Consider the following 12,993-nt stretch of genomic DNA (forward strand, 5'->3'; position numbering starts at 1 on the left):
GGGGCATAACCCTCAATTCCTTGCTCTATAAAGATTTCATGAATATACCCCTAGTGGGGATGGGTTTTTAAGGGCTTGTAATTTTTTGTCTTCATGGAAGATTCACAGAGTTTTTGGGTTATCTTTACTCATACTTTAAATGAATGTTTACACCTAATTATTCTTCTCATCAATTAAATTAAAACACCTCAATTATTCTCTCAAGCTATCAAATTACTTGGGGAAATTTGATTCCGAAGTAAAATGATTACTCATTTCTGTTTGTGACGATAAAACCGGGAAAATGTAACGAATGCTACGGAATATCACCCTATTATAACCATTACTTTTACCTTCTGCTATAACAATCGGGCGCAAGGCTTTGCGCCCCTAAAGTTGCTGGGTATGAGGCTAATCCATCAAATTAGCTGTGCCACGGCACTAAGCTAAAAAACTGGATAAACTAGGCACATCTACCCAACTGTTCTGTTGATGCGATTGATGAGTTAAATCCATTAATAATTGGGAATAGACTCCTTCTGCCAGTGAAGGAATCATCGCTTTACCCGCATCAATGCTTTGAACCCACTGATCCACAACCCGAATGAAGGGGGCTAAACGCCCATCCGGGTAAACTTGGGGAAATGCCAGTCGTTTGGGAATGTCCACCTCTGCCAACGATTCCCCAGCCGGGGCAGCCCAAAGCTGAAATCCATGGACATAATCGTTTTGGTTGGAACTGCCCAAAACTAAGGTGCCGCGATCGCCATAAACTTCGACAAAATGCCCCCGCCCATTATAAGTAACGGAACTGATGCAAAGTTGGCAAGGTGTACCATCGGCTAATTCCAGCATCAACAACCCCGTATCATCGGCGTCCACAGGTTTTAGTTTCCCCCCTTCACTCGGATCAGGGCGTTCAGGAATGGCTGTATTCAGTTGGGCGCACAACCGACGTACCGAACCAAACAGCCAATTAATGTAATCAAACGAATGAGACGCCACAGCGCCTAATGCACCGCCGCCCTTCTCTTTCTGGGCGTACCAGTTCCAAGCCCGTTGTGGGTTGGCACGACTGGAGACTAACCAGTCAATTTTAATTAAACGCTTTTGACCAACAAAGCCAGATTTTAACTGTTCTGCCAAGAGTTGCCATGGGGGAACAAAGCGAAATTCAAAATCTGGCATCGCCACTACCCCTTGCTTATGGGCGAGGTGATAGAGATCTCGCGTTTCGGTGGCACAGAGGGTCATTGGTTTTTCCAATAACAGATGTTTTCCGGCTTGCAACACCTGCTGCGCCATGTCGTAGTGGAGAAAGGGTGGGGTAGAAATACTCACCGCTTGCACATCGGGCATTGCCAGGATATCTTCTAGGCGATCGCTCGCTTGGGGAATATTATGAGATTCAGCTACCGACTTGGCTTTATCCAGGTGAGGATTATAAACCGCTACCACCTTTGTGCGGGGGTGAATCTGAAAACCTGGGATATGAATTTTCTGTCCAAATCCGGTACCGATTACAGCAACTCCAATGTGATTTGTCATTTGTCTTTTAGGGAACAGGGAACAGGGAACAGGCGAGAAAAAATTTTAATTCATAACTCATCAGCTAGTTTTGTTTGTTCAACCCAGGCAATCACGTCTTTGCCTAAGCACGTACCATTAAGTTGGTCAATCTCGCGGATACCTGTGGGACTGGTAACATTCACCTCGGTGAGATAGCCACCAATCACATCAATTCCCACAAAATACAAGCCATCTTGTTGCAACTGGGGCTTGAGCAACGCACAAATTTTTTGCTCTTGCGCTGTAATTTCTGTCGCCGCCACTCGACCCCCAACCGCCATATTGCCGCGAAATTCGCTGCCCGTGGGAATGCGATTAACTGCCCCCATCGGGTCACCATTGAGAAGGATGATTCGCTTATCTCCCGCTTTGGCAGCCGGAAGATAGGTTTGCACCATGACGGGTTCATATCCCCATTTAGTGCTAACTTCTACCAGGGAATTAAAGTTGCGATCGCCTGCTTCTAAAAACAGAATCCCTTCCCCAGCTTTACCTCCTAAGGGTTTAAGCACGGCTGATCCTTGTTTTTCGACGAATTTCTGGATGGTCAACTTATCCTGGCTAACAATAGTTTCCGGAATCACCTCCTGAAACTGAAGGGCGTACATTTTCTCATTTGCCCGTCGCAACCCCGTCGGCGTATTGATGACCTGAGTCTTTTTCGGGTTAATGTAGTCAAGAATATAGGTTGCATAGAGGTAGGGAATAGTCACGGGGGGGTCAGTTCGCATAAAAACGACATCCATATCCTCTAAAGGAAAGGACGCCGTATCCGAGATCGCGTACCAGCGTTCGCTAACAACCCAACGTCCCTCAACCAGTTCGGCTGGGATTAGCTGCACCTTCTCTAGATTTGCCCATGCTTGATTATTGACAACCGTTAGCTTTTGAGCCTGAGTAACCCAAACGTCATGACCCAAGGCTTGGGCGGCTTCCATGAGTGCCACGCTCGTATCATGACTGGGATTGAGCTTTGAGAGCGGGTCAATGATAAACGCAAATTTCACGCTGGAATCCTACCTCGGTGATTAATAACAGGTTGCGGCTAATAGTACCATTTTGGGGATTGGGGAATCCTTTCCTCATCTCCCAGACGCGCCATGGCGCGTCTCTACATGCTCCCCCTGCTTTTGGCAAGTTGACACCAATGATCAATGACTCGCCCCTGCTCCGTCTTGCAGTAAGGTATCTAGTTCACCTTGTAGTTCTAACCCATACAGGTCGTCGCAACCCCCAATATGGTGGTCATTGATAAAAATTTGTGGCAGAGAACGGCGTCCATTGGCTCGTTGTGTCATTTGCTCTCGTGCCTGTTCATCGCCATCGATACAATATTCGGTAAACTCAATGCCCTTTTCATTGAGCAGCCCTTTTGCTCGCATACAGTAGGGGCAGCGGCTCCAAGTATAAATTTCGACCTTGGGTTCCATTATCTTTTCTCAACGTCAGCAACATTTCTTAAATTTTAGCTTTCTTCGCCGGAAACCCCACGCTCACCCGCCCCACCTATTCAGCCGTTAAAATTGATTGATAAGGTAAGCTAATTTTAGCTCGCCCCTATAGGATTGTTCCATGACCAACCCATCTCAATTGATCTCAAACAATTTATTCAACGCTCAATGTGAGCTAAAAAGTGATCAAAATCACATATTGGTGTTGCCGCAAATGCCAGACAGAGTTTAACCAAACTTGTTAGGCTGTGGAAAACAGTAGGTATAACATGAGGTAGAGCGTCTCCAACTGTGATGCTAATCCGTAAGGAACTAGCATCAGATATAGTAGCTAGTGCAGCGCGGCTTCAAATACTAACCAGTTAACAAGCTCCTTAAAAGCAGCTACATTATGTTCCTTATAGCCTTCTGCCAGATGACTATTCTATTTAAATCCCGCCGGGAGTTTTGTGGGGTTGCCTACCGTTAGCAAGGATGTGTTGATGATTACTCCAGGTCGGTGGAGATGTTAAGACGGTGGGAATTGGATGCAAAAGACTCCTCATCAACCTGATTAAATATTACCAATGGACTGCCTGAAAAAGCCTGCAAGGAAAAATTATGTCTAGTCAGCACAACGGATTCACAATTCACTTTTGGGGCGTTAGAGGAAGTATTGCCTGTCCAGGTCCGGAAACGGTTCGCTATGGCGGGAATACCCCTTGTGTGGAAATGCGCGTGGGTAAAGAACGATTAATTTTTGATGGGGGTACGGGTTTGCGGGTGTTGGGACAGTCCATGTTGTCACAAATGCCAGTGGAGGCTCATCTGTTTTTTACCCACTCCCACTGGGATCATATTCAAGGGTTTCCCTTCTTTGTGCCGGCGTTTATCAAAAGTAATCGTTTCCGTATCTATGGAGCGATCGCGCCGAATGGTACTACGATTAAGCAACGCCTCACTGACCAGATGCTCCACCCCAATTTTCCTGTCCCGTTACAAGTCATGCAAGCTGATTTGCAGTTCTATGACCTAGAGATTGGCGAAAGCGTTGAGATTGGCGAGATTACCGTCGCAAATACCTTGCTCAACCATCCTGGTGAAGCAGTGGGATATAGAGTGAATTGGCGGGGACATTCAGCCGCCTACATCACCGATACTGAACATCGAGAGAGTGGTTTAGATCAAAATATCTTAAAACTGATTCAGGATGTGGATGTGCTGATTTACGACGCCACTTACACAGATACCGAATACTATTCTCCGGCAACGAGCAAAGTGGGGTGGGGGCATTCGACTTGGCAAGAAGGCATTAAGTTAGCCAAAGCCGCTAACGTGAAAACATTGGTTATTTTTCACCACGACCCCTTACACAACGATGATTTCTTGGATCGAATTGGCGAAGAAGCCATTCAACACTTTCGCAATACCGTTATGGCTCGTGAGGGTTTGTCCATTTCTTTGGTGGAGTCGGCTGTCTCCGAGCCAGTCTCCCTGCAACAAGAGGCAAAAGCGTCTGTTGGCTAGCCGATCCTCAATGTGTTTAAGCCGTCGGGGAGCTAACTCGCCGCCAAAGAGTCGGTCAAGATCTAGCCACGACTGCGAGAATGTGTAAAAATGTAAAGCGTGTGGGTTACTTCTTCTCTTGCCACTGCTTTAACACCAACTGCTGTTGCCCTAGGAAACTTTGACGGCATTCACCGAGGGCATCAACAGGTAATTCAGCCTATTTTGCAGCACTCTACCCTTTTACCCAATCCGTCTGAGCCGATAAATCCTCAAGAGAGGGTTAATCGGGAAGGTAAGCATATTTACCCGACGTTGGCAACCTTTTATCCCCATCCCCGTGAATTTTTTTCCGGTCAACCCTGGAAGCTATTGACACCCAAGCCGGAAAAAGTAGACCAGTTAAAGCGCTTAGGCATTGAACAACTGGTACTGCTGCCCTTTGATCGAGAACTGGCGGCATTAAGTCCAGAACAATTCGTGGACAAGATATTAATTGAGCAATTGCGAGTCACTCATGTCAGTATCGGAGAGGATTTTCGCTTCGGATATCGCCGGACGGGAACCGCGAAGGACTTGCAGGCGATCGCAGCTACATACCAGGTTCAAGTTAGTATTGTGACCATCCAAACCTGTCAAGGGGAACGGATCAGTAGTTCCCAAATTCGCCAATCCTTAGAGCAAGGAGATATCCTCAAAGCTAATCGCTTATTGGGTCGTCCTTACAGCATTATGGGTCAAGTTGTCAAAGGGCAGCAATTAGGCAGAACTATCGGATTTCCCACTGCCAATCTGGAATGGTTTCCCGACAAGTTTTTACCCCGCAACGGGGTTTACTGTGTGCGCGTCAATAGTCCCTCATTGTCGGAGCAATGGGGTGTAATGAATATTGGAGAACGTCCTACCGTCAAGGGAACCTGCTTGACAGTTGAGATTCACCTGCTAAATTGGTCTGGTGATTTATACGGACAGACCATAACGGTGAGCCTAGAGCAGTTTTTGCGACCCGAACAAAAGTTTGCGTCCCTAGATGACCTGAGGAGGCAAATCCAGGCTGACTGTGCGGCAGCGAGAACTTTTTTTGAGACCCAGTAATAAGGAATGGGGAAGGGTAATGAGAGAACGGATTGAGCAACTCAAAGAAAATCTGGCTCAGACGATTGTGGGTAAAGCTGATGCCATTCGTTTAGTCCTGGTTGCTTTGCTCTCAGGCGGTCATGCTTTGTTAGAGGATGTGCCTGGAGTCGGTAAAACCCTGCTGGCAAAATCCTTGGCACGTTCCATTAATGGACAATTCCAGCGAATTCAATGTACACCTGACCTTTTACCGGCGGACATCACCGGGACGAATATCTGGAATCCCAGTAGCCGTGAATTTGAATTTCTCGCCGGTCCAGTCTTTGCCAATATTCTACTGACGGATGAAATTAACCGGGCAACCCCACGCACGCAGTCGGCTTTACTGGAAGTGATGGAAGAACGGCAAGTGACTGTAGATGGGAAATCTCGTAACGTTCCCCAACCCTTTTTTGTGATTGCTACTCAAAATCCGATTGAGTATCATGGGACGTTTCCCTTACCAGAGGCGCAAATGGACCGGTTCACCCTATCCTTATCCCTAGGCTATCCGACGCCTGAGGAAGAACTGCAAATGCTGCAACTGCATCAGGGGGGGATGGTGCTTTCGGAACTTAAACCCTGTATTTCAACTGAGGATGTTTTGGAGTTACAGCGTCTTTGTCAACAGGTGCAAGTTGAACGGGAGTTACAGCAATATATTCTCGACTTAGTACGGGCATCTCGTGAGGCGGAAGATGTGGTATTGGGAGTCAGTCCCCGAGGGACTGTGGCATTACAACGGGCGGCGCAAGCATTCGCATTTTTGGACGGGCGAAATTACGCAATTCCCGATGATGTGAAAATGCTGGCACCTCATGTTCTGTCTCATCGTCTCATGGCAGCAGGGGGACGACAGGCGAAGCCGATTGTTGAACAGTTATTGCGTTCTGTGGCAATTCCGTAAGAGGAACTCGTGGCAAATTGTCATAAAAGCTTGCTACAAAATTATCTCGGTTACGACGAAGGGCGGGTTGTGTTGCTCATTTATCGGTGAGGGAGGGCGGGTTTTGTTGAACATTTATTGATGGATATCTGAATTAAGTCCCTAAACCCGCCCCTACGATTTTTCCCTCAAGGGAATATGAACAGATTTTACGGATTCCTTACGTTGGCATGATGCAGAGGGCAACTGGATTCTGACTGAGGCGGAACAAGAGCGACAGCGAGCTGAGGAGGCTGAATCTAGGGCTGAGGAAGCAGAAACTAGGTTAGAATCATTACTTCAGCGACTGCGGGAATCGGGAATTGACCCTGATACATTTTTGGAGGGTCAAAGCTGAGGCTTAAGCCCCCCTTTTGAAGGGGGGTTTGGGGGGATCTCCCAATGTTCAATAAAAACGTCCGGTGTTCGAGTTAGGGTAAAGCCTGTGGGGTTAAAAATTCGGCAACATAAAAATCTGCGATCGCAAGCTGTTTTATTTGTACTTGTACTGGTGTGGAGTATCCTCCTCGGCGGCGGTATGGCAGGGGTTTTAAGAGCCGCAGAAACACCCAAACCCCCGAATTCAGCAACACTGGTGGCGATTGGCACCATTGACCCCATTCCAGAGCGCTATCAAACTGGATTAAAACTGTACCTGGAAAACTGTGGCAGTTGTCATGTTGCTTTACCCCCCGAAGTCATGCCAACTCAAACCTGGGAAACTCTGCTATTAGAACCCGAACAGCATTATGGACAACGGTTAGAGCAGATTCCGCGCCCGTTTATCTTTATTGTCTGGAATTATTTACGCACCTTTTCTCGTCCTTTAGCCGAAGATGAGCAAACACCCTTTCGCGTGACTGAATCACGGTATTTTAAAGCACTTCATCCGCGTGTTGATCTACCTCCGACATTGACAGCGGCTGGGTGCATCAGTTGTCATCCAGGGGCAAGTGATTATAACTATCGGCGTTTAACACCAGAGTGGGAAGATTCACCGTAGGGATGAGATTCCCCCAACAGTGGGTTGAAACTGTTGCCTGTTGACTGTTCCCTATTTCCTCCCCTTACCATAAAACTCCCTACAGCAGCCCCTAAATTAGTTGATTGAGCTGCTCGCTGAGACTTTACCCACCGTTTCTCGATTATGGGATTCCATTAGGTTGGATACATCGGGACCACTGGGGATAATTCCGCCAGGATTCAGCGGAAACAGATTGCCGTAATAATCTCGCTTAACACTCTCCAAATCACAGGTATCGGCAACGCCCGGAAGCTGATACAAATCGCGCAGGTAAGCGCCTAGGTTTTGATAGTCTTTAATCCGGCGACGATTGCACTTAAAGAGTCCGTAATACACAATATCAAAGCGGAATAGGGTTGTAAATAGACGCACATCTGCCAACGTCACTCTATCCCCACATAAATAGCGATTCGTCTCTAACACCGCATCAATTTCATTGAGTGTCGTAAACAATTCATCACAGGCTTGATCATAAGCCTCTTGAGATTGGGCAAAACCGCAGCGATATACCCCATTATTCACCGTATGGTAAATTTTATCATTCCACTCAGCGATCGCGGACTTCAGATCCTCTGGATACAAGTCCAGTGCAGCATTCTTCGCGAACTGATTAAACTGAGAGTTGAGCATGACGATAATCTCGGCACTCTCATTATTAACAATTGTCTTCGTCTGGTTATCCCACAATACGGGAACCGTGGAACGCCCACTGTAACCGGATTGGGCTAACTGGTATAATTCCGGCAACGTGTGACAGCCCTCTTCGGGTTTCTCAAACACCCAGATTCCCTGATCTGAAGACGGCGATACAATCGATACTCCAATCACCTCATCCAATCCCTTCAGCGCCCTAACAACCAGCGTCCGATGCGCCCAAGGACATCCGAGTCCGACAAACAGAGTATAGCGCCCTGGGGCGGGTGGATAGGGATTTCCGGCGTCTGTACCAATCGCCTGTCTAAACTGACTCTCTGGGCGAATGTATTCTCCCTTTTTGCTGGGCGGTGCTAGTTTGGACATCATAATCTGCCACATTGTCGTCCAGACAAACTTGCCCAACCGGATAATTATGGTTGAGGGGAGAGATGTACCTTTAGGTTTCCAAGAAGATGTTGCCATGAGTGAAGAATTGAATTGTATCCTACTGGCGTGACACATCTAATTTAATAGATGACGCTTACATTCAGAAATTGTAGGGGCGCACCCTCCGTGCGCCCTTTTACGTACCGACGTGCGCCCGATTTAACCGTAAAATCTATTCCACGATTTAAGCTGTGTCACACCACTAGCGCGAGTTCGGCTGATACTCTGGTGGTAAGCCAGGATTAAACATCACCACAAATTGGGCATTCGGCATCAGACGACGGAGTATGCACAAATGACCGTCAGCATCGGAACGGCTACGATACTGTGCTACAGTGACTCCTTGCATTTTGGGTAGCAGGCGAACCAGCACCCAAGGATAAAGGCGTTCTTTATAAGGCATAATTGACTTGTCTCCATCTGAAATTGGAGTCAGAGCCAGTGCTAAGAGGTTGGTAGCCGGGATGCACTGGCTTTCTGACTGTTTGAAACTATGCCTTCATCTTAAATGGAAAACTTAACCAAGTCAACTGAGTTAAGTGGTTTATGTATCAGGTAGCAATGGCTAATTTGGGAGAAAAGCTGAAACAACGACGAGAATCGTTAAATTTGACGCAACGGCAACTGGCTCATGAATTAGATGTAACGATAACAACGGTGCAAAACTGGGAAGCTGGCAGGCATATTCCCAAGCTATATCCTGCACAAATGAAAATATTGTGTGATTTACTAAACCTCACCTTGGAAGAGTTAGCCGAGTGGCATATTTAGTTGGGACTAACTTATTATGCGGTGCGTTACGCTCCGCTAACACACGATGGCGGCGTGATACACCTTATTTGGTGGATTAGAATTGTAGGGGCGCAAGGCTTGCGCCCGGTTTAAACGTCAAATCTATTCCACGATTTTAGCTGTGTCAGTCCACTACAGATAGATCGCATCCAGGGATGATAGTCTAGCTACTGTTGGGTTGTCCTGCTGATCATCCAACACCAAAGCACACCAGACAAACGGTAGATATGGCTAACATCACCATCCAATCCGCAACTGAACGTGACAACGGCTGGTCTTATCAAGTGAAACTAGAAAATGATCGCGAGTATAACTACGATGTCACCCTCAGTCAATCCGACTATAACCAATGGTCACAAGGTAAAGTTTCACCTGAACAATTAGTCGAGGCGGCGTTTGAATTCCTACTGGAACGTGAACCCGCCTCGTCTATCCTGTCAAAATTTGATTGTTCCGTAATCCGCCGCTATTTTCCTGAAGTGGATAGCGAGTTACCGAAGAAACTTTAACGGTTAAAACTCAGGCTATTCATCATCTGGTCTAATACTTGTTTATTGCGTTGATAGCGTTGACCTTGCATATCATAGGTTGTTCCAATCAGAGTTTGCCCATCGAGATCGACGAAGTATAAATAAGACCGAACTCCCTCAGGGATTAATCCTATCCCTGTAGCTTTATTTTCAACAACTACCGCTTGATACCCATCAATAGTCGTCTGACGGCGAGAAAGTTCTTGACTCGACTGGTTATCCGTACTCGCTACCCGTTCAAAGGGAACCCGATCAACTCGGATATGCACAGCTTCATCGAAACTTTCAGATTGTTCAGGTAATGAAATTGATTCTGGATCAAAAACCTTACACTGTTCCACCACCGATCCCGAATTTGTCACCCAACCTTGGGGATAATTGACTGTATAACCCACCGCCTCATTGGTGCAGGTTTGGCTGAGGGCGATAGGAGAATTGTCTTCGGGTTGCTGGGCATTCACGACGTAACGATTGGGGACACCGGACACATTTTTAACTTGACATAATGCGGCAGCAACTTGCGCCCGTGTCGCCGGATCAGTAGGTCCCATCAGTCGCACATTTGGCTTGGGAGGACTGATAAGAATCTCTTTTTTAGTGGCGGCGGCAATTTTCCCTTCGGCGTATTCAGGAATCTCTTGGGCATCCGTATATGTGGCGTTAAGCAAGGATTCCGGGGAAGCCGGACTCTCATAATCTAACCCACTGGCGAGGGCGACAAAGGCTTCTACCCGTTGAATCAAATCATTGGGTTTAAAGACTTGACCCGGATATCCAGAGAGAAATCCTTTGCGATAGGTATTTTGAATCGCATCTTGACCCCAATAGGAGGCTGAGACATCTTTAAAATTAATCGCATTTCGTTCTAAGGAGGTATTCGGAAATGCCTGGTCGATCATCGCCGCATATTCAGCGCGAGTAATCACATTATCGGGTCGAAAGGTTTGATCCGGATAACCACTGACTACTCCTTGTTGAGTCAGTCCTTGAATACACTGTTGCGCCCAATGACCTTGGATATCTGAGTAGTTCTGTGCCTTTGCAGGTGGGGCAATACTTCCACCAACAGCACTGGCAAAGAGTCCCACAGATAGCCAGGAAAATATTGGTTTAAGGTGTTGGACAGAATAAAGTATAGTGTTTTTCATAGAACCCAATCCTCTAAGATTTTGATGTATTGGGTATCTTTTAGCAAAAATACAATCCTATATGCCTCTAACTTAAGAGGATGATTGGATTGGGTGTGTTTATAACTTTAGGTAGAGGCGCGATCGCTCTTTTCAGTAAGCTGTTCAGTATTGAGGTTGGCATCATTAAATTCTACAAAGGGAACAGGGAACACCTCGGCTTCGCTCGGTGTGTAACAGGGAATAGGGAATACCCAATTTAAATCCACATCAGCTTAATGGGCTTCAACCCAAATACTCCAGTGTTTCCAGGTCTGCTTCTAATTCTTTTAGATCATAAACAACTCGTGAAATTGCCATTTAGTCATTTCTGCAAGTTCTCGGGCTTTAGCGAAGGATAGTATTCCCTTTTGGTATAAGCGGATAGCAAGTTCCTGACGCAGACGGGGAAGGCGTTTGGTTGGTGGTACTCGCAACGCTTCGGCAATGTTATCGGGAATTTCTAGAGTTAGTTTGGTCATGTTATTTACTCAGATAGGAAATTTTGCTTTGATTCTATCTGCGACGAATTGACTTGAAGTATAGTATTAATGTTCTGCTTGGGTGCAATACAGGCGTTGTAAAAATGTGATAATAGTCCATCAGGCGATCGCACGTAAAGATGATAGCCTATCTACAGTTGAGCCAAAGGATATAATCGTCCTGTTGATCATCAAATCTTAATAGTTTTGGTAGTCTTAGTATAGTACAATTGAACTAATTCAGTAAAGCCATAGCCTATCTCAACTCCAGTTAAATCCTAAATACAGTTGAGGATAGTGCAAACTATGTTTTTCCTATTAGGTTAACGACGCTTAGGTAGCGTATAAAGAGAACAATGGCAAGAGCAGATCTGTTAAAAAAACTCCTACAGAGCTACCAAAAGCGTGATGACCGAGCTTTCCGTGAGGCGGCGGCAGAAATTATTGAACAGGAGAGAAAGAAGCATCATATTGTTTTGGCAAACGAGCTAGAACGAATACTGAAGAATGGGAACGGGTATATAGAACAAGGACAACCGTCTAATCTGACACCGTTTGAACCTATTCCGCGAGATGCTGACAAGGGAGTCGGGTTACTGGAGCCAAAGTGGACGAGCCGTTATCTGGATGATCTGATTTTGAGCCAAGAGATCCGGCATTCTATTGAGAGGCTTATGCGTGAATTTCGGGAATGGGAAGTGCTAGAGGCGAATGGCTTGCTCCCAGTGCGACGGGTTTTGTTTTGTGGTCCATCTGGATGTGGTAAAACAGCAGCAGCCGAAGCCATTGCCGCAGAATTAGGACTGCCTCTGTTGTATGTTCGCTTTGATGCGGTTGTTTCATCACTGCTAGGTGAAACGGCTGCTAATCTCCGCAGAGTCTTTGACTATGCTCAAAGAGGACAGTGGGTGATGTTTTTTGATGAGTTTGACGCTATAGGTCGTTCGCGGGACGATCCGACAGAGCATAGTGAGATTAAGCGAGTTGTTAATTCATATCTGCAAATTGTGGATAACTTCAGTGGCAGATCACTGGTTATTGCGGCAACAAACTTTGAGCAGGCTTTAGATCCAGCCGTTTGGAGAAGGTTTGATGATATAATTCGTTTCGAGAAACCGACGAATGAGCAGCTTAAGCAGTTGGTCAAAAAAAGACTAGCCCCTCTCAAATTTAAAGCGTCACAAGTCAATGAAATTGTGAGTCATCTCTCCAACTCAACTTATGCAGACGCCGAGCGAGTTTGTCTCGATATCCGTAAGTCATGTGCTATTCAGGGTACTCGGCAAATCACCCAGGAAGATGTGGCAGAAGCTGTCTCTCGATATTCTTATCGTAAGACTATCCTAGAAAAAGCATATAACAGTCCTATGGCAACAATTGATAAAGATTAA

General features: G+C 46.3%; 15 protein-coding genes. 7 read left to right on the top strand and 8 right to left on the bottom strand.

The features are described from left to right. Positions 1-420: 420 nt before the first annotated feature. The 3 genes from RIE73_RS22915 to grxC form a co-directional block, all read right to left on the bottom strand. A complete protein-coding gene (locus tag RIE73_RS22915) occupies positions 421-1,527 on the bottom strand; it encodes a Gfo/Idh/MocA family protein (protein ID WP_446403389.1) in 1,107 nt (368 codons plus the stop codon). A 50-nt stretch (positions 1,528-1,577) separates the two neighbouring features. Continuing rightward, positions 1,578-2,555, bottom strand: coding sequence for a glutathione synthase (gshB, locus tag RIE73_RS22920; RefSeq protein WP_446403390.1), 978 nt, complete (start codon positions 2,553-2,555; stop codon positions 1,578-1,580). Positions 2,556-2,699: 144 nt separating this feature from the next. Then, complete coding sequence (grxC, locus tag RIE73_RS22925) at positions 2,700-2,978, bottom strand: glutaredoxin 3 (RefSeq protein ID WP_446403391.1); 279 nt, start codon at positions 2,976-2,978, stop codon at positions 2,700-2,702. A 621-nt stretch (positions 2,979-3,599) separates the two neighbouring features. On the opposite strand from grxC, the gene RIE73_RS22930 reads away from it, so the two are divergent. The 4 genes from RIE73_RS22930 (at position 3,600) to RIE73_RS22945 (ending at position 7,528) form a co-directional block, all read left to right on the top strand. Continuing rightward, entirely contained in the window at positions 3,600-4,505 is a 906-nt protein-coding gene (locus RIE73_RS22930) for an MBL fold metallo-hydrolase (protein ID WP_446403392.1), read from the top strand. 99 nt (positions 4,506-4,604) lie between these two features. Continuing rightward, positions 4,605-5,579, top strand: coding sequence for a bifunctional riboflavin kinase/FAD synthetase (locus RIE73_RS22935; RefSeq protein WP_446403393.1), 975 nt, complete (start codon positions 4,605-4,607; stop codon positions 5,577-5,579). 19 nt (positions 5,580-5,598) lie between these two features. After that, positions 5,599-6,507 carry an AAA family ATPase gene (locus tag RIE73_RS22940; RefSeq protein WP_446403394.1) on the top strand — a complete coding sequence of 303 codons (909 nt, stop codon included), beginning with the start codon at positions 5,599-5,601 and terminating at the stop codon, positions 6,505-6,507. Between the two features lie 463 nt (positions 6,508-6,970). Further along, on the top strand, positions 6,971-7,528 hold the full coding sequence (locus RIE73_RS22945; protein WP_446403395.1) for a cytochrome C: 558 nt from the start codon (positions 6,971-6,973) through the stop codon (positions 7,526-7,528). Positions 7,529-7,624: 96 nt separating this feature from the next. On the opposite strand, the gene RIE73_RS22950 is transcribed toward RIE73_RS22945, so the two are convergent. Both RIE73_RS22950 and RIE73_RS22955 read right to left on the bottom strand, forming a co-directional pair. Continuing rightward, positions 7,625-8,668, bottom strand: coding sequence for a glutathione S-transferase family protein (locus RIE73_RS22950; protein ID WP_446403396.1), 1,044 nt, complete (start codon positions 8,666-8,668; stop codon positions 7,625-7,627). A 166-nt stretch (positions 8,669-8,834) separates the two neighbouring features. Continuing rightward, a complete protein-coding gene (locus tag RIE73_RS22955; protein WP_446403397.1) occupies positions 8,835-9,035 on the bottom strand; it encodes a hypothetical protein in 201 nt (66 codons plus the stop codon). Positions 9,036-9,193: 158 nt separating this feature from the next. Here RIE73_RS22955 and RIE73_RS22960 point away from each other — a divergent pair, with 158 nt between their 5' ends. Continuing rightward, on the top strand, positions 9,194-9,403 hold the full coding sequence (locus RIE73_RS22960) for a helix-turn-helix transcriptional regulator (RefSeq protein ID WP_446386805.1): 210 nt from the start codon (positions 9,194-9,196) through the stop codon (positions 9,401-9,403). A 248-nt stretch (positions 9,404-9,651) separates the two neighbouring features. Next, positions 9,652-9,933 carry a hypothetical protein gene (locus tag RIE73_RS22965; RefSeq protein ID WP_446387450.1) on the top strand — a complete coding sequence of 94 codons (282 nt, stop codon included), beginning with the start codon at positions 9,652-9,654 and terminating at the stop codon, positions 9,931-9,933. On the opposite strand, the gene RIE73_RS22970 is transcribed toward RIE73_RS22965, so the two are convergent. The 3 genes from RIE73_RS22970 to RIE73_RS22980 all read right to left on the bottom strand — a co-directional run bounded on the left by RIE73_RS22970 (position 9,930) and on the right by RIE73_RS22980 (position 11,602). Further along, complete coding sequence (locus tag RIE73_RS22970) at positions 9,930-11,102, bottom strand: S-layer homology domain-containing protein (RefSeq protein ID WP_446403398.1); 1,173 nt, start codon at positions 11,100-11,102, stop codon at positions 9,930-9,932. The genes RIE73_RS22965 and RIE73_RS22970 overlap by 4 nt on opposite strands. 107 nt (positions 11,103-11,209) lie before the next feature. Then, positions 11,210-11,350: a hypothetical protein gene (locus RIE73_RS22975; protein WP_446393992.1), complete on the bottom strand. Its 141-nt coding sequence runs from the start codon at positions 11,348-11,350 to the stop codon at positions 11,210-11,212. A gap of 60 nt (positions 11,351-11,410) precedes the next feature. Continuing rightward, positions 11,411-11,602: a UPF0175 family protein gene (locus RIE73_RS22980; RefSeq protein WP_446403399.1), complete on the bottom strand. Its 192-nt coding sequence runs from the start codon at positions 11,600-11,602 to the stop codon at positions 11,411-11,413. A 356-nt stretch (positions 11,603-11,958) separates the two neighbouring features. On the opposite strand from RIE73_RS22980, the gene RIE73_RS22985 reads away from it, so the two are divergent. Further along, a complete protein-coding gene (locus RIE73_RS22985) occupies positions 11,959-12,993 on the top strand; it encodes an AAA family ATPase (protein ID WP_446403400.1) in 1,035 nt (344 codons plus the stop codon).

Source organism: Coleofasciculus sp. C1-SOL-03, assembly GCF_040220555.1.
Taxonomy (GTDB): Bacteria; Cyanobacteriota; Cyanobacteriia; order Cyanobacteriales; family Coleofasciculaceae; genus Coleofasciculus.

Coding starts and splice junctions, on each gene's coding strand:
- RIE73_RS22965 (WP_446387450.1), top strand. CDS start 9,652: ATGGCTAACATCACCATCCAATCCGCAACTGAACGTGACAACGGCTGG.
- RIE73_RS22930 (WP_446403392.1), top strand. CDS start 3,600: ATGTCTAGTCAGCACAACGGATTCACAATTCACTTTTGGGGCGTTAGA.
- RIE73_RS22980 (WP_446403399.1), bottom strand. CDS start 11,602: ATGACCAAACTAACTCTAGAAATTCCCGATAACATTGCCGAAGCGTTG.
- RIE73_RS22960 (WP_446386805.1), top strand. CDS start 9,194: ATGGCTAATTTGGGAGAAAAGCTGAAACAACGACGAGAATCGTTAAAT.
- RIE73_RS22950 (WP_446403396.1), bottom strand. CDS start 8,668: ATGGCAACATCTTCTTGGAAACCTAAAGGTACATCTCTCCCCTCAACC.
- RIE73_RS22955 (WP_446403397.1), bottom strand. CDS start 9,035: ATGCCTTATAAAGAACGCCTTTATCCTTGGGTGCTGGTTCGCCTGCTA.
- RIE73_RS22970 (WP_446403398.1), bottom strand. CDS start 11,102: ATGAAAAACACTATACTTTATTCTGTCCAACACCTTAAACCAATATTT.
- grxC (WP_446403391.1), bottom strand. CDS start 2,978: ATGGAACCCAAGGTCGAAATTTATACTTGGAGCCGCTGCCCCTACTGT.
- RIE73_RS22985 (WP_446403400.1), top strand. CDS start 11,959: ATGGCAAGAGCAGATCTGTTAAAAAAACTCCTACAGAGCTACCAAAAG.
- RIE73_RS22915 (WP_446403389.1), bottom strand. CDS start 1,527: ATGACAAATCACATTGGAGTTGCTGTAATCGGTACCGGATTTGGACAG.
- RIE73_RS22940 (WP_446403394.1), top strand. CDS start 5,599: ATGAGAGAACGGATTGAGCAACTCAAAGAAAATCTGGCTCAGACGATT.